Genomic DNA, 22,761 nt, shown 5'->3' on the forward strand with positions numbered 1-22,761 from the left:
TAACCAGAATAAGCCCAGAATGTGCTGTGACCTGTGTTAATAAACCCACACCTCTTAAAATGTAAATATTGGTAAAATAGAAAGAGTTTTGTAACAAGTGACACAATGATTGCTTCCTCTATTACCCCAACTTCCGTTAATCTCTCCCAACTGCGACCGGCTATTTATGAACTGCAACCACAATTAGTCGAGTGGCGTCGCCGGCTGCATCAACAGCCTGAACTTGCTTTCAAAGAAAAGCTAACAGCGGAGTTTGTCTCGCAAAAATTGCGGGAATGGGGAATAGATCATGAAACCGGCATCGCAAACACCGGCATTGTCGCCACGATAGATAGTGGCAAACCGGGTCAAGTGCTGGCTATTCGGGCGGATATGGATGCACTGCCGATTCAAGAGGAAAATGAAGTTCCCTATAAATCGCAGCATGATGGCAGGATGCACGCCTGCGGTCACGATGGTCACACGGCAATTGCCCTCGGCACAGCCTACTATCTCTCCCAACACCGGCAAGATTTCGCCGGCGCAGTTAAGATTATCTTCCAGCCGGCAGAAGAAGGGCCGGGGGGCGCAAAGCCGATGATTGAAGCCGGTGTGCTAAAAAATCCGGATGCAGACGCCATCATTGGCTTGCACTTGTGGAACAACCTCCCCCTCGGTACAGTAGGCGTTCGTACCGGCGCGTTGATGGCGGCAACCGAATGTTTTTACTGCACGATTCAGGGCAAAGGCGGACACGGGGCGATGCCGCATCAAACGGTAGATTCGATTTTAGTCGCTTCCCAAGTTGTAAATGCCTTGCAAACGATTGTGGCGCGGAATGTAAATCCGTTAGAATCCGCAGTGGTTACGGTTGGAAAATTTCAGGCCGGCACTGCACTCAACGTGATTGCTGATAGCGCCCAATTAAGCGGAACCGTGCGCTATTTTAACCCAGCGTTGGGCGAATACCTTCCCCAGCGACTTGAGCAAATCATTGCCGGTGTTTGTAATAGTCACGGCGCGACTTATGAACTCAAATATGTGCGGCTGTATCCGCCGGTGATTAATGATGCTGCGATTGCAGAATTGGTGCGTTTTGTAGCAGCTTCGGTAGTAGAAACGCCTGCCGGCATCGTTCCAGAATGTCAAACAATGGGCGGTGAAGATATGTCTTTCTTCCTGCAAGAATTACCCGGTTGCTATTTCTTTCTTGGTTCTGCAAATTTGTCGAAAAACTTAGCTTACCCTCACCACCATCCCCGTTTTGATTTTGATGAAGCTGCCCTAGGAATGGGGGTAGAAATCTTTGTGCGATGTGTTGAAAAATTCTGTATTTAGACGTGAATAAACAGCAAAATCAGAGATGTCGGGGCGAGTTTGGTCTGAAATTCACGGGTGCCGGTTTTAAATTTCACGCTTTACTCGTCCCACTTTATTTTTGCTAGATGTCTAATACTTTGCTTCTACAGCTTTACTGCGTCACAGATAGATAACTTTACGGAGTTGCCTTGAAAAAAACACCAATTCTTACTTTAATTAGCTGGATCGCTATCTTCTGTCTGTGGTTAGCCGGTTGTACTGAACAAGCTAAACCTGTAGCACTCACGATTTCTGCCAACCCAAGTTTAAAAGAAACCATCCTCGAAGTTAGCGAACTTTACACCCAAAAAAAACCAAATGTTACAATTACTTATAACACTGGCGGTGCCACTTTCCTGCAAGAACAAATTCAACAAGGCGCACCCGTCGATCTTTTTGTTACAAACAATCCAAAAGTAATCAAGACTTTAAAATCCCAAGGGTTGGTACTTGATAATTACCCTCAACCTTTTATAAAAAATCAAGTTGTCTTGATTACGCCGAAAGATTCCACCGGCATCTCAAAATTCCAAGACTTAGTCAGTAATCGAGTCAAAAAGGTGGCGATGGGAGAACCAGAAAACACACAAACTGGAATATATGGCAAAGAAGTTTTAACCTTCTTTAAAATATTCGATCAGGTAAAAAAGAAAGCGGTTTTTGGCGAATATTCGCTTCAGCTTGTTAAAGATGTTGCAGCGGGAAACGCCGATGCCGGTATTGTCTATCGTTCAGATACACGAACATCAGATAAAATTAAAATTGTGGCAGTCGCACCTGAAGATTCTCATTCTTCCTTTGTCTATCAGATAATGGTAATCAAAAGTAGTAAGAACATCCCTTATGCTCAAGATTTTATCCAATTCTTATCAGGCAAAAAGGCTTTTAATAAGCTTCAAGAAGCTGGTTATTTAAGAGTTGAAGAAGATTAAAATTTGTAATGAATAAATAATTTAAAGATTTATAATTCTAAAATTGTTTTAGATTTTTCAAGGACTTCATCGGGATCGAATGGTTTTGTCATGTATAGATCAGATCCAACTTCTTTGCCCTTTTGTTTGTCAAATTCTTGACCTTTTGCAGTTAGCATAATAATATAAATATTCAGCATTCCCAGTTTGTTTTTAACTGCGTCGCACACTTCAAAACCGTTCATTTTAGGCATCATCACATCGAGAAAAACAAGTTCAGGTTTTTCGCTTTGGATGGTTTCAAGGGCTTCTTCTCCATTGGTTGCTGTCAGCAATTCTACACCTTCATCTTCGAGTTCTTCTAAGGTTTGTTCTAGGAGAATTCGGATATGAGGCTCATCATCTACGATTAATATTTTTTTTGTCATATATTTTGTTCTTGAGGAAGTGCGAGTTGATTTTAGCTAATTTGTTAAATCTGTTGTTGCAAGGGTTAAGATTTTTTAACCGCAGCGTAGATAAACGCAGATGAAATTGATAGTCAGATGCAGGGATGATGGGTTATGGATGATCTTGCGGTGGGTTATTCTGGATGTCTTTTTCTGCTTCTCCATTGGCTAGTAAAAGGAAGAAAACGTTTTCTAGTCCGTTTTTAAATCGCAAGGTTTTAACTAGGTCGTGTTGTTGTGAGAACAGGGAATCTACAATAATCATATCAGGTTTGGTGGATAATGCTTTTTCAATGCACTCAGGGCCATTAAAGGCTTCGACGACGCTGTATCCTTTGGTTTGCAACATATCCGCTAAAATTCTCACGGTTGAGGCATCTTCATCTACCACGAGAACTTTCTTTTTAGACATTCCTTGAGAAATTAGTAAGCTAATTTCTTTGAGCAAGTCTTCTGTATTCACCGGCTTTGTAAAATAGCGATCAATTCCGAGCCGATAGCCGCGATCTTTATCCTCAATAATTGATAAAATTACTATCGGAATTCCCATCGTTTGTGGATCGTTTTTCAGAACAGCCGCCACCTCAAATCCGTTGATTTGAGGCATCATGACATCTAAAATAATTAGATCAGGTTTTTTTACCTTCACCTGGGAAATGGCATCCATTCCATCTGTAGCTTCCCAAACTTCGTAACCTTCCGCTTCTAGTTCCTGTCTCAGTAGTTGGCGAATGTGGGATTCATCATCAACAACGAGAATAGTTTTATGATGTTCTGCCGGCAAAGGTTCTGTTTGGATAAGGCTATGTTTTAATTGCCTAACGAGGGTGTCGATATTAATTTTTTCTATCTCGGCATTCGTGCGAGAAGCGATGGGTAAAGAAAATGAAAATTGACTTCCCACACCCAACTGACTTTCTACCCAAATTTTCCCGCCATGATGTTCGACGATCTGCTTGGAAATCGGCAACCCTAAACCCGTTCCTTTAGGTTTGTCAGTCAGGGTGTCTCCTACCTGCTTAAATCGCTCAAAAACTTTCTCTAAATCATTGGGTTCGATGCCGATGCCGGTATCAATGATATTAATAATAATCTGATGATTATGCCGTCTAGCTCTGCAAGTTATCGAGCCGGCTTCGGTAAACTTTACAGCATTGGAAATTAAATTAATCATTACCTGAATCAGCCGATCACGATCTCCTATTACTTCTGGCAGTTCATCTTCTACCTTTAAAACTTTTTCTAGGTTTTTCTGCTGAAATAGGGAAGATGTCGCCGAAAAAGCACGTTCGATAATTTCCGCTATGGAAACCGGCTGCATTTGCCACTCTATTTTGCCGGCTTCCATCTTCGCAATATCCAAAACATCATTGATGAGCGAAGTCAGACGCTCCCCTTCTAACACAATAATGTTGATATTTTCTCTGACCTGCCTAATGGTTTTTTGAGTTTTCCCATTCTCAGATTGAATTAAAGGAAATAAGCCTTCCTCCAGTTTTTTCTTAATAATTTTGGCAAATCCCAACACGGATGTTAAAGGCGTCCGCAGCTCGTGAGAAACTGTGGAAATAAAATCCGTTTTCATGCGGTCGATTTCTTTCTCAGTGGTGATATCACGGATCAGAATCACCGAACCGATAAAATGAGCGTCCGACTTTAAACTCTCGTTGGCTGCCGACTGGTTTTCCTTAGCAGGATCGGGGGAATCCTTATAGATACCCGTTGCCAAAGCTTGGCCCAACCGGCCTTCCGCCAGTTCCAACTCTGCCGTAAACACTTCTCTGGGGCGTCCCCTAGTTTGTTCGACCAGTTCTACCACCTCCGTTCTCGACAACTCCAAGCAGTGTTTACCCCTCAGATCAACCGCTGGCAAACCAAACATCGCCAGTAAGGCGGGATTAAACCGGCCTATTTTGCCGGCAGGATCGATCACGAGCAAACCATCGGCTAAGTTGTCAATAATCGCGCCTAAATTCGCCAAGGTATCTGCTAATTCACTGCTTCGTGCTTCCATTCCCTTCAGCAGGCTGTCGATCTGTGCTGCCATTACATTGAGGGTGTTTGCCAGGATGCCAACCTCATCATGGGATGCCACCAGCGCCTGCACTTTCAAATCACCGGACCCCATGCGTCGGGCGGTATGAGTCAACCGGCTAAGGGCGCGAGAAATTTGAGACACCATGAAAAAGGCGATTCCGCTTGCCAGCAAACTCACGATCAGCCCCAGTAATAATAAAGACTGATCCCGAACAGCGCTGCCAGCTGACTGCCGGTTCAGAGAATGTGCCACAGTATCTAACTGGTTCGCTAAGAAAGTGCCCAGATTATTAATGGCTTGAAGATAGCCCTCTTCTGCATCTGGGGTAGCAGCCAGATATTCTTCTAAGTTAGGCCGGTAAATTTCCCATGTGTCTTCAACTTTGCCTAACTGAACTAGCACAGTTTCATCGGTGATGGCAGGGACGTTCAATTCAGTTGAACCCTGATGCAATGCACTGAGCAACGCCTCAAACTGCTCAATTTCGTCTTTCATTTCCCGACTCAGGGCAGCTCGATTCTGGGGGTTGGTTTGAGTGCTGCGAGTATTGGCTAAATAAGCCAGTTTAAACACGTTTCCCCGCTGTGAGGCGATCCGCGTGCTTAAAGAGCTGGCACTGACTGCCTGGTTGAGTGCCATTGCCCCAATCCCCACAGCCATCAAGTTAAGGGTTACAAGTGTGCCAAACAGCAGGCTCAATCGGTGGCGAATACTCAGTTGAAAGCGATGCAGGGGTTCGTCTGAGCTAGGGTTCATGCAAATAATTTGCCTCAATCCTTTCTTTGATAAGCTAGCGTATATCTTATTCGCTCCGGGGCAACTGGTTAAAAAGCTTAATTACTCCCCCCTGAGTTGATTTGGGCGCATACGCTTTTTCGCCTCTAAAGCGCCTCTGTGATTCACGGTAAACAAACAAAGTGAAGGACACCAACTTGCTAGACTAAAGTTGGGGCTTCCAACGTCAACAGTTGTGGAAAAAATAGCAATTATCTTTTTGCGATTAATCTAATTTTTATACAATTCCTCTGCCATTGTGCCACTTATTCAACCGCCACAAGCTTGATGCAAGTTAAACGCACCTAATCTTCTTCAAAGGGATGTATAAACAGTGCCAATTATCAAAACTGTCCTTGAAACAAAAAGTTTCCTGATTCTCAAATCCTATATTTGATTCAAATAAATTTGCGCTGGAAATTTAAGTTTCGCTGGAGGCGACAGGGCTATGCAACCATTAAATACGGGTTCTCATCAAGCACATAGTGCCGCTTGGGTAATTCAGGCGTGGGCATCATTTGTTATATCCGTTGGAGCGACAGGTGCCGGCATTCTCTACTTACCTGTTGATGGCTGGGTAAAAAGCTACATGGGCATGGGTTTAGTGTTTACCGTTGGTTCTACCCTCAGCTTAGCGAAAACAGTGCGAGACGAGCATGAAACGAAACGACTTGCCGCTCGAATCGATGAAGCCAGAGTTGAGAAATTACTTGTAGAACATCATCCTTTAAAATAACACCTCTACTTGCTTAGCCCGGAAGGGTTTACTCGTAAAAGGTCTATATAAATATTGAAAGCCCGCACAAGCGGGCTTTGTGTGTATAATTGCGGCTTCTATTCCCGAGATTTGCGCCGTTTATCCAGCTTTTGCCGGCGTCGGTTAGCCGCAATAACAGCATGGTCAATGGGAAATCCCACAACGGGGATAACTTGATATTTCCGCTCTTCTTCAAGTTTTTTGATTTCCGTATAATCAGTCCAATGAATGCAATCAACCGGACAGGTGTCGATGGCTTCTTGAATTAACTCTTCGGAATCACCATCTTGGCGAACCACGCGAGAGCGTCCATAGTCGGGTTCAATGTAGAAAGTGTTACGGGCGACGTGAGCGCAATGCTTACAGCCGATGCAAGTAATTTCATCGACATAGACGCCCTTTTGCCGCAAGATACCGCCAAGTTCCGGTTCTAAACCGGAACGTTCCGGGCCATTGCGTAAAGCACCTCCTAACTCCGGTTCCAGCCCCGACCTTTCAGGTTCTTGGGTGTGTGCCGGTGGAGAAAAGTCTGACATCAGGCACTCCAGCGTTGCAGCACTAGGCGGATAGAACCATCTTCATTTTTTTGCTGTTCAGACACTTGGAAGCCTTGCTTTGCGGTTTCATTTACTACGGTATGGTACGCGTAACGCTGTGACACCTTATTGATGAAGCCATCAACAGACCAAGCTTGCTGCCAAAACTGTAGATCAGCAACCAGTTCATATTCTTGGCCATTCCAGCTGAAGCCCACATCGTAACCATTGTTTTGTTCGATGGCAATTTCAGCGTTGTAGGTTTGTCCCTTATAGCCTCGCACTTCTTTAGGGCCGGCTTTCCAGTCAATTCCTAAATCGGTTAAAGCGGCTTCCAAGGAGGTCAGATTGCGGATTTGGGTTTTAATTTGGCTAAAGTGTGACATTGTTTTTTCCTAAGTAAATAAGTAAATCAACCTGAGCTAAACGGAAAAATTTCACCACTCGCTAAAAGTCGTCTGGGCCGTTGCCGTCGCCGACTGGTGAACTGTTTGGGCAAAAAATTCAGAGGTTTGCTCTGTAGAGAGCACTTGTCCGAGTTGGGCTTCAATTGCGGCAGTGACCTCCGCGCAAGATGCGCCCACAATGCCGGTTACTTTTTCCTGCACTCGGCCATCCGGATAAATCACAAACTCTAGCGTTTCCATGCGTTTGGGTGACCCTCTAAGTTCCTGAGTAGACGAAATCACCCGGCCACGGACGGAGGTGGAAACCCTCTGAGTCCTCTGACATCTCTCCTACCAGGGGAGAAGGAGGGGGTGCCGTCTGAAGATGCTTTTGATAACTTGGCTGGTTGGTCGTTAAGTTTGTTTTGACGAATCGTTTAACAACAAGTCAAAACTTAACAAAAATCTTTATTTGATTGTGAGTATACGTCAGTCTTTGGTAAGTTTCGCTTAATTTTACCTCAGCCGTCAAGAGCCTGCGAGGATTGGGATCACCAAACTCTCCCTAGGGATAGAGCTTTAAGCGATGAGTTGTCATGGCGGATCTAACGCAAGGATGACAGCAGGGGATAATAGAATTTGTCTAAATTTGAGCCAAGATGAGTACACAACAATTTACAAATCAAAATAATACGAGTGCCGGCAACTCTGGTGCGGTACGCGTGGGGGTGTTGGGTTTTGGCGGATTGGGCCAAGCCGCAGCTAGGGTTCTTGCGCCTAAGCACGAGATGCGCTGCGTGGCAGCCGCCGATCAAAAAGGCTACGCTTGCAACGCGGAAGGGTTAAATCCCGATGCCTGCATCAAGGTTTACCAGTCTCAAGGTTCTTTGGGCTATCTGGAGCCGGCAGGCCGTCTCAGCAACAACAGTATTGCGGACTTAATAGAAAACGCCTCAGTTGAGGGCTACTTTCTAGCACTGCCGAATTTGCCCAATACCTTTATGGCTTCTGTGGCGCGGCAGTTTATTCAATCTGGATGGCGGGGGGTGCTGGTAGACGCCATGAAACGTACCAGTGCGGTTGAGCAGATGCTGGAGTTACAAGACGAGTTACAGCAGGCCGGTATTACCTACATGACCGGCTGTGGGGCAACGCCCGGTTTACTAACAGCCGCAGCCGCTTTAGCCGCTCAAAGCTATGCTGAAATACACAGCGTAAAAATTACCTTTGGGGTCGGCATTGCCAACTGGGAAGCCTATCGCGCCACGATCCGCGAGGATATTGCCCATATGCCCGGTTACAATGTAGAGCGGGCGATGGCCATGACGGATGCCCAGGTGCAAGCGTTGCTCGATGAAACCGGCGGCTTACTCACCCTGGAAAATATGGAACACGCTGACGACATCATGCTGGAACTTGCCGGCATTTGTTCGCGCGATCAAGTCACGGTGGGAGGCGTTGTCGATACACGCAACGCTAAAAAGCCCCTCAGCACAAATGTTCAAATTACAGGTCGCACGTTTGAAGGGAAAATTTCCACTCACACCTTCACCCTAGGCGATGAAACCAGTATGGCCGCAAACGTTTGTGGGCCGGCCTTTGGCTATCTCAAAGCCGGAATCATGTTACACCGGCGCGGCATTTACGGTTTATTTACAGCCGCTGAAGTCATGCCCCAATTTGTCCGGTAGGCACTAGAGGCATGGGGCTAGGGGAGAAGGGGAGAAATGCACCCCATGCCCCATGCCCCATGCCCCATGCCCCATTTCCCTTCATGCCTGTGAGTTGCCGGTGGAAAAAGATTCTTCTTCCTCTTCCTCCTCCTCTACATCGGCATCTAAAGTTTGGATGACAAAGGGTAAAGAAGCGCCGTTTAAGCCGCGTTTAATTCGTTCTGGTGTTTGTTCAAATAAAACAAACAAGGGGTAAATATTTTCCGCCTCTTCGCTGATAATATAGCGGTAGCGGTGAGGCATCAGCCACTCGTAACCTTTATCGAGCCAGACTTGTGTCTGACGCCAGCGCCGCAGCAGGCTGGAAAAGTCTTCTTCGGGACGATGAATGAAGATAAAAATCTCGATGCCGGTTTTCACTTTCCATTCGGGATCGCACATCAAAATCGCCACATCACAAGGAAGACAAACAGCTTCCCCCGCAGCTACACTAATGCCACTGTGTCCGGGTTGAGAAACCGCATCTCGAACACGGACAATCGGCAAAGGAATTGCAATCAAACTGTCTTCAGGCCGGCGCATACTTGGCACCATTTCCAAATAAGGCCGATATTGCTTGAGTAAGGTGATTAGAGAATAAGCATCACTGTACTTTGCCAGTAATGCTTCGTAATGAGATGATTTAATACGCATGATTGTTTTAGATTTTACAGTTTGAATTTTAGATTTTAGAAGTGATTCAAAATCCAAAATCCAAAACTTTTTAGCCTAATTTGTCAAACACTGCGAACATCGGCAAATACATGGATAGCAGAATTGCACCCACCAATGCCGCGATGCCTACCATCATAATTGGCTCCAGGGTACTGGTAAGACCTTTAACGGCTTGCTCAACTTCATCTTCATAGAAGTCAGCCACCTTCATCAACATTTTGTCGATTTCGCCGGTTTCTTCCCCAATGCTCATCATGTGAATAGCCATCGCAGGAAACACATCCGCTTCTTTTAATGCAAGGCTAATCATGCCACCTTGTTGGATTTCTTGCCTTGCGGCTTCCACTGCATTTGAAATGACTTGATTCCCTGCCGTTTCTTTAACAATTTCTAGGGAAGTCAGCATCGGCACCCCAGAGCGGGTCAGCATCCCGAACGTGCGGCAGAAACGAGCCACAGCCGTTTTTTTGATCAAATCTCCAAACAAAGGCAACTTCAGCATGATGCCGTCAATTTGCAGCTTACCGAACGGCGTTTTGTAGTACATCTTGTAGGCCGTTGTGATCGCAAAGATCGTAGCGATGAGTGAGCCTAATTTTATGGGAGTTCGGAAAAATTCGCTGCACGCCAGCATAAATACGGTCAAGGCCGGCAATGGTGTCCCAAGTTCTACGAAAATCTTAGCAAAGGTGGGCAACAGAAATGTCGTCATCCCGAAAAACACAAGGATAGCAATCGTTCCCACGGCCTTTGGATAAGCGCTTGCCGATTTGATGTGGTTCTGCAATCGAGCGGAATCTTCTAGCAGCTTGGCAACCCGGTTCAGCACTTCATCAAGAACACCACCGAGTTCTCCTGCCTGTACCATCGCAACGAAGAGATTATCAAAGCAGTAATCATGTTTCCGCATAGCCTCGGCAAGCGCCACACCCTCTTGCACATCTCCATCAATGACTGACAGCGCTTTTTTCATCTTGGCATTATCACATTGCTCGCGCAATACGCCGATCCCTTTGACCAATGGCACACCGGCATTAATCAAAACAGCCAATTGACGCGAAAAAATAGCCTTGTCCTTGACCGTGACAGAGGCCATTGCGAAATTGAGCTTCTCTTCTAATTGCTTAAAGTCAAAGCCTTTGGCTTTAGTCGCTTTCTTTTTAAAACCCTGAGCAGCGGCAACATCACTAGGCATGATTAAACTCCTGAAAAAGACACTAGGAAGTCAATTTGAATGGATGAAATGAGCAAAATTCCATCCATTCAAAGACCAAAAACAAAGAAATTAAATATTTGCCGGCCCGCTTTTATAACTGGCCGCTCATCGCCACTTCTTTAACAGCATTCAACCGTACTGAGGCACAGAGTTAATGAGCTGCTTTAGCGGGTGTCCCTGCCCCTTTGGGTGCCGGCCCAATCAAGCGTGCTAGTTCATCAGGTTTAGAAGACTTGGCCATCGCAGCTTCCCAAGTGACTTTGCCCTCTTGGAAGATTCTGGCCAAACACATTTCCATCGTCTGCATCCCGACTTTAGCGCCGGTTTGGATAGCCGAGTAAATTTGAGCGCTTTTCCCTTCTCGGATTAAGTTAGCAATAGCCGGCGTATTGACCATGATTTCCTGGGCGGCTACCCGACCCCCACCAATTGTCGGCACAAGGTTTTGGCTGCAAATCCCCACCAAGGAAATAGACATCTGTGCCCGAATCTGGGGTTGTTGAATGGGGGGGAATACATCCAGCAGCCGGTCAACTGTTCCCGCCGCAGAGTTCGTGTGTAGGGTTCCGAAAACTAAGTGGCCGGTTTCTGCAGCGGAAATTGCTAGACCAATCGTTTCTAAGTCCCGCATTTCTCCAACCAGAATAATATCAGGGTCTTCCCGCAATGCTGCCTTCAGGGCATTACCAAAGCTCTTGGTATCTTCACCCTTTTGGCGCTGGTGAAATAAACTCTTGATATTCGGGTAGACATATTCAATCGGGTCCTCCACCGTCAGAACGTGTTCTGCACGGGTTCGATTGATTAAATCCAAGATTGCAGCTAAGGTTGTCGTCTTCCCGGAACCTGTCTGGCCGGTTACCAGCACCATTCCTCTGGGCCTTTCAGCCATTTCCCGCATAATTTCTGGCACCCCCAACTTCTCAAAGTTGGGAATTTTAGAAGACAGTGCCCGCAAACAAGCGGCCCAGCAACCGCGTTCTCGGTAGACATTAACCCGGAACCGGCACAAACCCTTGACCCCATAGGCGCAATCTAATTCCCAGTTCTGCTCCAAATCTTTACGTTGATTGTTATTGAGCATACTGAAGATTAGCTTTTGACATTCCTGAGAATCCAGACTTTCTCCAAATTGCGGTTGGGGGCCTAGTTTGCCGCTGACGCGGAAGTAGATGGGTGCACCGGCTTGGATGTGCATATCTGAGCCGCCTTGTTCTACAAGGGACTCCATCACGTCTTCAATCATGTACTCTGCCATAGATGCGTCTCCAAATTGTGTTCAGTTGTTGTTGGTAAATTTGGCGAAGGTTCAGTGACATTAAACCTTTTCGTTCTTTAGAGAAAGTCGGAAACTAGGGAATCAGTAGGGCAAATCTAACCCCTCATCCCTAGTTCCGCTCAATCCTTAGTCTTGAAATCGCGGGGTCATGCAGTAGGGGCAATCCAGCATTTCTGGCTGTAATTCAGCAATGCAGGTTTTACAGGTGAGTCCCTGTTTGCGTTTGGCTTTCAGTTCTGCTTCTAGGCCGGTGTCCGTGAATGTTACCCGCTCCACCTCTTCAAAGGTTGTATGGCCCTCGCGCACGAGCTGTAAGCTGTAAGCTAGCAAAGTCTTCATTCCCTCTTCTATTGCCGCTTCTTTGATTCGCTCAGTTGGAGCGCCTTGAGAGATTAAACCGGCTAGCCGTTCAGTTGTCTTCAGGAACTCATAAACACCCACCCGTCCCTTGTAACCAACGCCGGCGCATTTGGGGCACAGTTCTCCGCGATCGCTTGCGGCTTTCCGTTCTGCCGGCGCGATGGTATTGGCTTTAAAGAAGGTAACGTTGACTTCCTGAGAAGCCGATAAAGCATACCGACCCAGTTCTTCTGGGGTCGGTTTATATTCAAGCCGGCACTGGCTGCAAACCCGTCGCATCAAACGTTGGGCCAGCACACCTAGCAAGGCACCGGACACCATGAATGGCTCAACGCCCATTTCGTCTAAACGCGCAATTGCCCCAGCCGCGTCGTTAGTGTGCAGCGTTGTCAGCACTAAGTGGCCGGTTAACGCCGCTTCAATGGCCGTTTTAGCCGTTTCTTTGTCCCGCGTTTCCCCCACCAGAATCACGTCGGGGTCTTGCCGTAAAAACGCCCGCAGGATATTAGAAAAGTCCAGACCCTTGGCTCGAATGACCTGCACCTGGGTGATTCCAGGCAAGGCATATTCAATCGGATCTTCTGCGGTACTGATATTAATCCCCGGATCGTTCCGTTCTGAGAGGACTGAGTACAGAGAAGTTGATTTACCAGAGCCGGTTGGCCCTGTCACCAAAATCAGCCCGAAAGGCCGAGCAGCCACTTCTCTAACTTGAGCAAGCGTTTCTGGATCGCTGATTAATTTATCCAAACCCAGCTGGGTGGACGAGTTATCCAAGATCCGCAACACGATCTTTTCGCCATACCGGCTGGGCAAACAATTCACCCGAAAGTCCACTGTGCGTCCCTGAAACACCCGGCGGATACGGCCATCCTGAGCCACCCGTCTTTCGGCGATATCCATTTGGGCGATGATTTTGAAACGAGAGGTAATCGCAGGAATCACCTTTTTTGGTAAGCGCGGAAACGGCTCATGCAGCACCCCATCCTTCCGCATCCGAACCTGAAGATACTCTTCTTGGGGTTCAACGTGGATGTCAGACGCCCCATCGGTGAGTGCCTTGGCCAAAATTTTATTAACGATGGCAATCACCGGCCCGGATTCTGCGTCTCCTAAAGCCGCGTCGAGGTTCATATCCTCGTCAACGGCTGCATCTTCTATCTCTCCATCGCCCTCGAAGGCATCTGGTTGGAAGTTCAGATCGAGCACTTGGGCTTTTGCTTGCTGAGCCGCTTGCTGCTTCATCTGCTCATCTAAATACTGAGAGATGAGCTGCTCGTAGTCTTCTGCGGTAATTACCCTTTTTTGCAGCCCCAATCTTTGGGGTTGCAGAATTCGGTTGAGATCGTCCAGAGCGTTTAAATTGTCTGGATCGACCATTGCCACCAAGACTGAGGGTGGCTCAGTTTCATGTTGTTGTAGTGGGATTAACCGATGGCGACGGCAGGTGTCTTTGGAAATCAGGGTTTCAATCAGGGAACCGATTTGTTCGCTGGCTATCTGAGTAAGTTCTGGATCGAACGCTTCAACGCCGTAGAGAATTTTGAGTTCAAATAGCTGTAGTTTTTTATACTGGCGCAGTAATTCTGGCGGCAGTTGCTTGCCGGTGATTGCTTCGAGTGCCGAGATTAGGGGCTTACCCTCTTCGCGGCTCTGCTTCATGGCTTGCTGCAACTGTGCTGTGTCTGCGAAGCCGGCCTGAATCAGTTTATTCCCGAAGGGAGAAAAATTACTCTGGACAGTAATGAGCGCACGCCGCTGCGATGAAGTGTTAGTCATGGCTGATGAATCAGAACTCCTTTCCCTTGGATTTGCAAAAGTCTGCAAGCAGAATTTATAAAGATGACACCCGCTTTGTCTGAATCTATGTCAGCCGACCGCAACACTTTTGTTGAAGTTTTCATTTTCAACGTCCGAGGCAAGCGGGGCACCCTTACGGGAAAATACCTGGCGCTTAATGCTTCCCCTTGGGGTTATGCGGGTCAAGGCTACCGATTTTGTGCGGCGAAAGGCTTCTCGTCAAGGTCATCTCTTGTTTGGGAAGCCGATCAGTTGAACCGGCGGGCCATGAGCCTGATGGGCTGGGTCGTTGCTGGTGTATAGAAGATGCACTTATTGTTCCCAAATAATAGCTGTTATTAACCGATTGGGCGGATTGGCTGTAATATATTTTTGGTTTAGATATCACGACTGTACTGGATACCTGAAGCTCACCGACTCGTTAATTGAGGGCAGTGAAAACAGCACTGGCACCAGCATAATTACTAGGGTTGCCTGTCAGTTCGTCGGGCAAGTTGTTAATTGAGGCAGCAAACGCTGCAATGTCTAAGTTCACTCGCAATTTTAACGTCGAGTCGGCTCGTCACCAGTCTTGATACAGAAGGTTAGGGAGAATGAGTGACCTCAACCTTAGTGTAACCGCGTTAAACACCTTTGAGTAGAGCGCCCGTCTTTGGGTAGGGTAAAGAGCGGCTTCTGTACTTAAGGTTTTGACCGAAAGCGTTTTTGAAACCGGCTGTTGACTTCATGGAACACCGATGGCATGGCTTAACCTCTCTGTCAGGTTTTGCCATTGCCAGTAGGAGAATGTCAAAATGTTGAAGGACACATCGCGTAAAAATGCCTGGAACCAGATAAGCTTAACCTTTGGCTACAGTGAGTCAATAAGGAGATTTTGCTTATATATAGGCATAAAGTCTGTAGCTAAGTTGGCAATTTTTTGAGTGGGGTTAGTGGACAATGATGGACGAAGAAAAGCAGCTAGAGAACACCCAAAGCCCAACAAATGACATTGTAGAGGGTTCAGAGTCAATGGCCGGCGAAACAACCGCAGCTCAAGGAAGTGCAAATTCCTCTCAGGAAGATGCCTCTGGGTCGCCAGACCTGGAAGTGTACGCACAAGCCTATGCAGAAACGGATGGGCCTGCTGATGATTCGACAGGCCAAGAAGATGAGGCATCAGGGGGTATAGATCCCGCCTTCCTGCAAAGCTTGTTGCAAGAAAATGAGTCGCTGAAATCCCAGCAGGAAGAATTGAGAAGTGTTTACGCACGGCTTGCAGCAGATTTTGACAATTTTCGCAAGCGCACTCAGAAAGAAAAAGAAGACTTAGAGGTTCAAATCAAGTGTTCCACACTCAAGGAACTGCTGCCGGTTGTAGATAATTTCGAGCGGGCGCGTTCGCAAATTAAGCCGCAAACCGACTCGGAAATGAATATACACAAAAGCTACCAAAGCGTATACAAGCAGATGGTAGACTGCTTAAAACGGACTGGGGTGGCCCCCATGCGTCCGGAAGGCCAAGAATTTGACCCCAATCTCCATGAAGCAGTGATGCGCGAGTCAACCGACCAGTTTCCAGAAGGAACAGTGATGGAAGAGTTGATGCGTGGGTATCTCCTAGGTGAGCGCGTCTTGCGTCATGCTATGGTCAAGGTGGCCGCCGCTCCAGAGCCAGGAGCGCAGTCTGAAGAAACCAGGCCGGAGGAATCGACAGAAAGCTGACGGAGGCTACTCTGAGAGGCTGCAAATTTGTAAAGATTTAGCCTCAAGGTGATGGGATTTCTGCAAAATTGCGGAATACTGCCAAAAAACGGATTTCACCGACACTCACATTTTGTCCAAATTCTATGGGAAAAGTCATTGGTATTGACTTAGGCACAACCAACAGTTGTGTCGCTGTTTTAGAGGGTGGCCAACCTATCGTTATTTCCAACTCGGAGGGGGGACGCACAACTCCGAGTATGGTGGGGTTTGGCAAGGGTGATGAGCGCCTAGTCGGTCAACTGGCGAAGCGGCAGGCGGTGACTAATGCTGAAAATACAGTATTCAGCATCAAACGATTTATTGGCCGGCGCTGGGAAGACACGGAAGAAGAACGGTCGCGGGTTCCCTACAATTGCGTCAAGGGCAGGGACGAAACGGTTGATGTCCAAATTCGCAAGCGCAACTACACCCCTCAGGAAATTTCGGCAATGATCCTGCAAAAACTAAAGCAGGATGCGGAAACTTATCTGGGCGAACCTGTGCATCAAGCAGTAATCACAGTGCCGGCCTACTTTACAGACGCCCAACGGCAAGCTACTAAAGACGCCGGCACGATTGCCGGTTTAGAAGTGCTGCGGATCATCAATGAACCGACAGCAGCCGCTTTATCTTACGGGTTGGACAAGCAAGACCAAGAGCAGACCGTCTTAGTGTTTGACTTGGGCGGTGGCACCTTTGATGTATCCGTCTTGCAGCTAGGCGATGGGGTGTTTGAAGTGAAAGCCACCGCCGGCAACAACCACCTAGGGGGCGATGACTTTGATACCTGTCTGTCTCGCTGGATTGTTGAGCAATTTGAAGCCCAAGAAGGCACGGACATTTCGGCAGACAAAATGGCCCTTCAGCGCATCCGGGAAGCAGCGGAAAAGGCCAAGATAGAATTGTCCAATATGGCCACCACCACCATAAACCTGCCGTTCATTACAGCAGATGAAACCGGCCCAAAACATCTGGAAATGGAGCTGAGCCGCTCCCAGTTTGAAGAGCTGGTAAAACATTTGGTAGATAGTACAATCGAGCCGGTGAGTCAGGCACTTAAAGACTGCGCCCTATCACCGGACGACATCGACCGGATTATTTTGGTGGGGGGTTCTACTCGCATACCGGCAGTGCAAACAGCCATCAGCAAATATTTTGGTGGCAAAACACCGGATCGCTCAGTGAACCCAGATGAAGCCGTTGCCCTTGGTGCGGCTATTCAAGGGGGCGTCTTGGGCGGGGAAGTGCAAGACTTGCTGCTGCTGGATGTAACCCCCCTCTCTTTGGGTATTGAAACCTTAGGAGAAGTTTTCACCAAAATTATTGATCGCAATACTACAATTCCCACCAGTAAGTCCCAGATGTTCTCGACGGCAACTGATGGACAGCGCTCAGTGGAAATTCACGTCCTGCAGGGCGAACGGGCGATGGCAAAGGATAACAAAAGCCTGGGCAAGTTTTTGCTCACCGGCATTCCCCCAGCGCCGCGCGGTGTGCCTCAAATTGAAGTGTCTTATGATATCGATGCCAACGGCATTCTCGAAGTCTCTGCACAAGACAAAGGCACCGGGCGCGAGCAAAGTATTCAAATTACGAATACTGGCGGCCTGACAGAAAGCGAAGTGGAGCGGATGCGGCAAGAAGCCGAACTGTATGCCGAAGAAGACAGGCGACGCAAGCTGCTGGCTGAACTGAAAAATCAAGCCGATAGCTTATTCTATAATTATGAAGCGACGCTCCAAGATCACGGCAACATTCTTGATGATGACCTCAAAGCCGAACTCAGCCAAAAAGCAGACGAGTTCCGGGCCATCATCGCAGATGAGTCCATTGACTTGGATGAAATGAAGCAGCAAATTGAGGCATTTCAGCAGACCTTGTTCTCTATCGGAACTGCTGTCTATCAAGGATCTGCCAGTTCTGCCGGCGATTTCGATAGCGCGGCAGCAGCACCAAAGCCTGGAAAATAAACCGCTCACAATCGTTAAATAGCAGCGCTGGATCGCAGTTGCTCCTATACTACAGGTAGGACGGGACTGTTGCTGTGACGGCTAATTAGCAAGCTGGAAAGCGATCCAACCCAAAGTCCTAAGATTTGCGTACTTTTTGTTTTTTATACCTACCTACAGCGCTCTATGGCCGGCGACTACTATGAAATTCTTGGTGTCTCCCGCGATGCGGACAAAGAGGAAATTAAACGCGCTTACCGGCGTTTAGCTCGGAAGTATCACCCGGACGTTAACAAAGAAGAAGGGGCTGAAGAGCGCTTTAAAGAAATCAATCGCGCCTACGAAGTCCTCTCGGAACCAGAAATGCGGGGTCGCTATGACCGCTTTGGTGAGCAGGGAGTTTCCGGAGCCGGCGGGGCCGGCTACAGCGACTTTAGTGAAGGCTTTGCAGATATCTTTGAAAGCTTCTTCAGTGGCTTCGCCGGCGCAGGGGCGGGCCAGCAGGCTCGTCGGCGGGGTGGGCCAGTCCGAGGCGACGATTTGCGCCTGGATCTGCGGTTAGACTTCCGGGAAGCCGTCTTTGGTGGGGAAAAGGAAATCCGCATCAGCCATCTGGAAAGCTGTGAGGTTTGCAGCGGCACCGGCGCGAAGCCAGGAACTCGCCCCCGTACCTGCCCGACTTGTACGGGTTCCGGTCAGGTGAGACGTGCCACTCGCACTCCCTTTGGCAGCTTCACGCAAGTTTCTGTCTGCCCGACTTGTAACGGCACGGCCCAGGTGATTGAAGATAAATGCGAATCTTGCACCGGCAAGGGTCAAAAACAAGAAACGAAGAAGCTGAAAATTACCGTTCCCGCCGGCGTTGACAGTGGAACGCGTTTGCGGGTTTCCGGCGAAGGAGATGCCGGTCAACGCAACGGCACGCCGGGGGATCTGTACGTTTACTTGTTTGTTAATGAAGATGCCGAATTTCATCGTGAAGGCATTAACATCCTCTCGGACATTAAGATTAGCTACTTGCAAGCGATTTTGGGGTGCCGGCTAGAGGTTAATACCGTTGATGGGCCGGCAGAATTGGTGATTCCCCCTGGAACGCAACCGAGTACCGTCTTAACCTTAGAAAATAAGGGCGTGCCGAGGCTGGGCAACCCGGTCAGTCGCGGGGATCATTTGATTACCGTGTTGATTGAAATTCCCACGCGCTTGGGTGCCGATGAGCGCACCGTGTTGGAGAATTTAGCCAAAACGAAAGGGCTGAACGTTGGTAAAGGGGGCCAGGGCTTCTTGGGAGGGCTGTTCAACAAGTGATGAACCATCCAACCGGCTCACAACCCGATGCTGAGATGGATTTGCGGGGCACCCCTTGCCCGCTCAATTTTGTTCGCACCAAACTCCGCTTGGAGAAAATGGCAGCCGGTGAACTGCTAGAAGTGTGGCTTGATGCCGGTGAACCGATAGAGCAAGTTCCCGACAGCTTAGCGATGGAAGGCTATAAAATTGAGCAAATTGAGGAGCGCACCGGCTTTTTTGCAGTGAAAGTGCGCCGTCCCGTAACGTCTGCATGAGTTCACCGGCACCAGATAGTAGCCCAAACGGGGCGGACGTTCTGCTCACCGGCACCGTCGTCGCAGTTCAGGCAAATTACTACCAAGTTCAGCTTGATTTGCCGGCACCAGAAAACGGGAATACAATCCCCCCCTCCCCCAATCTCCTCTGCACCCGCCGCGCCCGCTTGAAGAAACTTGGCCAGCAGGTGATGGTGGGAGATCGGGTCGTGGTGGAGGAACCGGACTGGGCCGGCGGACGGGGGGCGATCTCTCAAGTTTTACCCCGTGAAAGTGAACTGGATCGGCCTCCGGTGGCGAATGCGAATCAAATTTTGCTAGTTTTTGCCCTAGAAGAACCGCCGCTTGATACCCATCAATTAAGCCGGTTTTTAGTGAAAGCTGAAACCACCGGCTTGAAGATTTGTCTTTGTTTGAATAAGAGCGATTTAATTTCTCCAGAGCAGTTGCAGCAGTGGAAAGAACGCTTAGCCGGCTGGGGATATGAGCCGGTGTGTATCAGCGTTGAAGCCGGCATTGCTTTAGATGAATTGTACACACAGCTTAATGAGAAGATTACGATTGTTTCTGGCCCTTCTGGGGTGGGAAAATCGAGTTTAATTAACTATTTGATTCCCGATATTAACCTGCGAGTGGGAGAAGTTTCGGGAAAACTTAATCGAGGCCGGCATACGACGCGACACGTTGAATTGTTTAAGCTGCCGGCGGGTGGTTTGTTAGCAGATACTCCCGGATTTAATCAACCCGATTTGGATTGCGAACCGGAAGATTTAGCCCTGTATTTCCCAGAGGTGCAGCAGCGGTTAGCTGAGGGAAGGTGTCAGTTTAATGATTGCCTACACGCAGATGAGCCGAATTGTGCGGTGCGGGGCAATTGGGAGCGTTACGAGCATTATTTAGAGTTTCTGGCAGAGGCGGTTACACTGCATGAGAGTTTGCAGCAGCAGGCGGATGCTGAATCTAATATGAAGATGAAGAGTAAGCGTGCCGGTGAGCAGCAGTATGAACCGAAGTTAGAAAGTAAGAAATATCGTCGGTCTTCTCGCCGGTTTCAGAACCAAAATATGGAAGATTTGCATGGAGATATGGAAGAGGTTTGAGGAATTTTTAACCGCAGATAAACGCAGATGAACGCAGATGATAGCGCAGGGTGCCGCAGACATACGCAGGATATCCCAATTTATTTGTAGAGGATATTGGCATAAAAATTTTTGAAAAAAATATAGAAAATTTGAAATTTGTGCTAAGATAAACATAATAGAAAAAGTGCGGCCATATATAGTTCTTCAAAAAAGGTCGGCTAATTTCCAATAAAGTATTTAAAAGCCTCAGAAACAATTAGCCGGCTTCAGTAAATTTTGTTTGCATAGCGCTACATTTCTACCTAGAGAAAACGGCACAATGATTCGGGAAACTACGCCAAAGAAACAGCTACGCGAAAACCGCAATTCTTCCAACTGCTATTAGGCTCCTCCCTAGCGCGACTCGCACTGCGACAATTCCCAGGGGACTCAGTCAAAGCACCACCACGCAGCATCCGGTATTGTTTGTTTCCACCGGCATCCCACACACTGCCATCAACCGGCGCACCAACATAGTTTTCATGCCCAGGATCGGCGCACCATTCCCCAACATTCCCGTGCATATCATAAAGTCCAAAGGCATTGGGTGGAAAAGTCTCCACCAACGTTGTTATGTGGCGAGACTTACCTTCTGGCCCAGAAGCATAGGTATGATTCCCGTCATAATTGGCTAAATCTGGGGTAATTGTCTCGCCAAAGTGAAAGGGTGTAATTGTTCTCCCGCGACAGGCATATTCCCATTCAGCTTCGCTGGGTAAGCGATAAAATCGCCCTGTTTTTTTAGTAAGTCGCGCACAAAACTCTACAGCATCGTGCCAGGTGACGTATTCAACCGGCGCGTCTGCTCCTTTAAAATGGGAGGGTTCTGGACTCAAATATTGTTTAACTTTAGGTAAAGACGCAACCGCTTTCCATTGCGCCTGAGTGACGGCATATTTTCCCATAAAAAAGGGCGCTATATTTACTTTGTGCTGCGGACTTTCGCTGGAGTCACGCTCTTTTTCAATAGTGGGTGAACCCATCCAGAAAGCCCCCCCCGGAATAGAAACCATTTCCAAAATTACCCCGCCTCCTAGACTTTCGGCAAAGTATTCGGCATGGTGGCGCTGTAGGTTAATTGGATTTCCCCACGCATCCACTGTCACCACTTCAAAGTTAAAAGATTGTAAATTGACTTTCCCTCTACCACCTTGGACAAATGTAGTGGCGGTTGAGGTTGGTGGAATTGTAAGATTTCTGGGAGCAACCGGCTGAGCATTCAAAGCTTCTAACACTTCGGTTGCTGATTGATAGCGATCTTTAACATAATCTTGGAGCAGCTTATCTAAAACTTCTCCTAATCCAGCGCTAACAGTTGTACCACGTGGGAGTTTTTCTCGCCATAACCAACAAGCTTCTAAAGGATCGTAAAGCTCATCTGAGCCGTCTAAATCTGGGAAAATGCCGGTCATTAACCGAATGCAAGTTACCGCTAAACTGTACAAATCACTCGCCGGATACGCCACCCCTCGCATTGCTTGTTCTATTGGCGCATAGCCGGGAGTTCCTAACAGTGTTCCCTGTTGACTTAATGAAGTGCCAGACATTTGTTTAGCCACTCCAAAGTCAATTAAGATTAATTTGCCATCACTTTGACGGCGAATGATATTTTCGGGTTTAATATCTCGGTGAATGACTGGCCGATTGTGTACATACTGAAGAATCGGTAACAAATCATTTAATAATTCTCTAATTTTTGCTTCGCTGAATGTTCCTTGCTGTTCCAGTTCTTCAATTAAAGTTTGCCCTTTGATGAACTGCTGCACCAAATATAGATAAGTATCCTGCTCAAAATAGGCAAATAACGTCGGAATTTGGGGATGATCTTCTAAGTGCAACAATCGTTCGGCTTCTTGATGAAACAGTTCAATTGCCTTTTGCAGTGCCGGCGCAGAGGTTTGAATTGCCGGCGAGGGTGAAAACTGTTTAACCACACAAATCGCTTTGCGCCGGTCTTCGTCTTCTGCTAAATAAGTTTTGCCAAAACCCCCTTGACCCAGTGCAGAAATTATGCTGTATCTCCCTCTGAGCAATGGCACCAATTTTGTGCCGCAATTAACACAGAATTTTGTGCCATCTGGGTTTTGTGGTTTCTGACACGAGGGATTGAGGCAATAAGGCATGGCAGAGGCGAAAGGCTGTGGGGGTTGTTTCTATTCTGCCATCCGGT

Annotated in this window: 20 protein-coding genes; 10 read left to right on the forward strand and 10 right to left on the reverse strand. The window is 47.7% G+C overall.

The window, feature by feature from the left end:
- The first annotated feature begins 105 nt into the window (after positions 1-105).
- Together H6F73_RS22150 and modA are read left to right on the forward strand one after the other, a co-directional pair.
- Positions 106-1,317 carry a M20 family metallopeptidase gene (locus tag H6F73_RS22150; protein WP_190760930.1) on the forward strand — a complete coding sequence of 404 codons (1,212 nt, stop codon included), beginning with the start codon at positions 106-108 and terminating at the stop codon, positions 1,315-1,317.
- A gap of 170 nt (positions 1,318-1,487) precedes the next feature.
- Positions 1,488-2,270 (forward strand): molybdate ABC transporter substrate-binding protein, encoded by a 783-nt coding sequence (modA, locus tag H6F73_RS22155; RefSeq protein ID WP_190760931.1) that lies wholly within the window; start codon positions 1,488-1,490, stop codon positions 2,268-2,270.
- 29 nt (positions 2,271-2,299) lie between these two features.
- Here modA and H6F73_RS22160 read toward each other — a convergent pair whose 3' ends face one another.
- Together H6F73_RS22160 and H6F73_RS22165 are read right to left on the reverse strand one after the other, a co-directional pair.
- On the reverse strand, positions 2,300-2,677 hold the full coding sequence (locus H6F73_RS22160; RefSeq protein ID WP_190760932.1) for a response regulator: 378 nt from the start codon (positions 2,675-2,677) through the stop codon (positions 2,300-2,302).
- Between the two features lie 133 nt (positions 2,678-2,810).
- Positions 2,811-5,492, reverse strand: coding sequence for a response regulator (locus tag H6F73_RS22165; RefSeq protein ID WP_190760933.1), 2,682 nt, complete (start codon positions 5,490-5,492; stop codon positions 2,811-2,813).
- Between the two features lie 466 nt (positions 5,493-5,958).
- On the opposite strand from H6F73_RS22165, the gene H6F73_RS22170 reads away from it, so the two are divergent.
- The gene (locus H6F73_RS22170; RefSeq protein ID WP_190669789.1) at positions 5,959-6,246 is read left to right on the forward strand and encodes a YiaA/YiaB family inner membrane protein; all 288 of its coding nucleotides are present in this window, start codon (positions 5,959-5,961) and stop codon (positions 6,244-6,246) included.
- A 98-nt stretch (positions 6,247-6,344) separates the two neighbouring features.
- Here the strand turns inward: H6F73_RS22170 and H6F73_RS22175 are convergent, their stop codons facing one another.
- From H6F73_RS22175 to H6F73_RS22185, 3 genes are read right to left on the reverse strand one after another with little or no spacing between them, the layout of a single operon-like run.
- Entirely contained in the window at positions 6,345-6,803 is a 459-nt protein-coding gene (locus H6F73_RS22175; protein WP_190760934.1) for a ferredoxin, read from the reverse strand.
- Positions 6,803-7,189: a DUF1257 domain-containing protein gene (locus H6F73_RS22180; protein WP_190760935.1), complete on the reverse strand. Its 387-nt coding sequence runs from the start codon at positions 7,187-7,189 to the stop codon at positions 6,803-6,805. Before H6F73_RS22180 ends, H6F73_RS22175 begins: the two co-directional genes overlap by 1 nt.
- 51 nt (positions 7,190-7,240) lie before the next feature.
- Positions 7,241-7,450: a DUF2997 domain-containing protein gene (locus tag H6F73_RS22185; RefSeq protein WP_190760936.1), complete on the reverse strand. Its 210-nt coding sequence runs from the start codon at positions 7,448-7,450 to the stop codon at positions 7,241-7,243.
- 398 nt (positions 7,451-7,848) lie between these two features.
- Here H6F73_RS22185 and H6F73_RS22190 point away from each other — a divergent pair, with 398 nt between their 5' ends.
- A complete protein-coding gene (locus tag H6F73_RS22190; RefSeq protein WP_190760937.1) occupies positions 7,849-8,880 on the forward strand; it encodes a saccharopine dehydrogenase-like oxidoreductase in 1,032 nt (343 codons plus the stop codon).
- Between the two features lie 81 nt (positions 8,881-8,961).
- Here H6F73_RS22190 and H6F73_RS22195 read toward each other — a convergent pair whose 3' ends face one another.
- From H6F73_RS22195 to H6F73_RS22210, 4 genes are all read right to left on the reverse strand, one after another.
- A complete protein-coding gene (locus H6F73_RS22195) occupies positions 8,962-9,555 on the reverse strand; it encodes a hypothetical protein (RefSeq protein ID WP_190760938.1) in 594 nt (197 codons plus the stop codon).
- A gap of 70 nt (positions 9,556-9,625) precedes the next feature.
- Positions 9,626-10,771 carry a type II secretion system F family protein gene (locus H6F73_RS22200; RefSeq protein WP_190760939.1) on the reverse strand — a complete coding sequence of 382 codons (1,146 nt, stop codon included), beginning with the start codon at positions 10,769-10,771 and terminating at the stop codon, positions 9,626-9,628.
- A 172-nt stretch (positions 10,772-10,943) separates the two neighbouring features.
- Positions 10,944-12,050, reverse strand: coding sequence for a type IV pilus twitching motility protein PilT (locus H6F73_RS22205; protein ID WP_190760940.1), 1,107 nt, complete (start codon positions 12,048-12,050; stop codon positions 10,944-10,946).
- A gap of 147 nt (positions 12,051-12,197) precedes the next feature.
- Positions 12,198-14,210, reverse strand: a complete 2,013-nt coding sequence (locus tag H6F73_RS22210) for a GspE/PulE family protein (RefSeq protein WP_190760941.1) — start codon at positions 14,208-14,210, stop codon at positions 12,198-12,200.
- A 63-nt stretch (positions 14,211-14,273) separates the two neighbouring features.
- Between H6F73_RS22210 and H6F73_RS22215 the strand changes: the two genes are divergently transcribed.
- The 6 genes from H6F73_RS22215 to rsgA all read left to right on the forward strand — a co-directional run bounded on the left by H6F73_RS22215 (position 14,274) and on the right by rsgA (position 20,570).
- Complete coding sequence (locus tag H6F73_RS22215) at positions 14,274-14,534, forward strand: hypothetical protein (RefSeq protein WP_190760942.1); 261 nt, start codon at positions 14,274-14,276, stop codon at positions 14,532-14,534.
- A 639-nt stretch (positions 14,535-15,173) separates the two neighbouring features.
- Positions 15,174-15,935, forward strand: coding sequence for a nucleotide exchange factor GrpE (gene grpE, locus H6F73_RS22220; RefSeq protein ID WP_199330738.1), 762 nt, complete (start codon positions 15,174-15,176; stop codon positions 15,933-15,935).
- A gap of 92 nt (positions 15,936-16,027) precedes the next feature.
- Complete coding sequence (dnaK, locus tag H6F73_RS22225; protein WP_347239600.1) at positions 16,028-17,926, forward strand: molecular chaperone DnaK; 1,899 nt, start codon at positions 16,028-16,030, stop codon at positions 17,924-17,926.
- A 165-nt stretch (positions 17,927-18,091) separates the two neighbouring features.
- Positions 18,092-19,213: a molecular chaperone DnaJ gene (dnaJ, locus tag H6F73_RS22230; protein WP_190760945.1), complete on the forward strand. Its 1,122-nt coding sequence runs from the start codon at positions 18,092-18,094 to the stop codon at positions 19,211-19,213.
- Positions 19,213-19,470 carry a sulfurtransferase TusA family protein gene (locus H6F73_RS22235; protein WP_190669817.1) on the forward strand — a complete coding sequence of 86 codons (258 nt, stop codon included), beginning with the start codon at positions 19,213-19,215 and terminating at the stop codon, positions 19,468-19,470. Before dnaJ ends, H6F73_RS22235 begins: the two co-directional genes overlap by 1 nt.
- Positions 19,467-20,570 (forward strand): small ribosomal subunit biogenesis GTPase RsgA, encoded by a 1,104-nt coding sequence (gene rsgA / locus H6F73_RS22240; RefSeq protein ID WP_190760946.1) that lies wholly within the window; start codon positions 19,467-19,469, stop codon positions 20,568-20,570. Before H6F73_RS22235 ends, rsgA begins: the two co-directional genes overlap by 4 nt.
- A 314-nt stretch (positions 20,571-20,884) precedes the next feature.
- Here the strand turns inward: rsgA and H6F73_RS22245 are convergent, their stop codons facing one another.
- On the reverse strand, positions 20,885-22,714 hold the full coding sequence (locus H6F73_RS22245; RefSeq protein ID WP_190760947.1) for an SUMF1/EgtB/PvdO family nonheme iron enzyme: 1,830 nt from the start codon (positions 22,712-22,714) through the stop codon (positions 20,885-20,887).
- Positions 22,715-22,761 lie beyond the last annotated feature (47 nt).

It is taken from the genome of Microcoleus sp. FACHB-68 (assembly GCF_014695715.1).
Lineage (GTDB): Bacteria > Cyanobacteriota > Cyanobacteriia > Cyanobacteriales > Oscillatoriaceae > FACHB-68.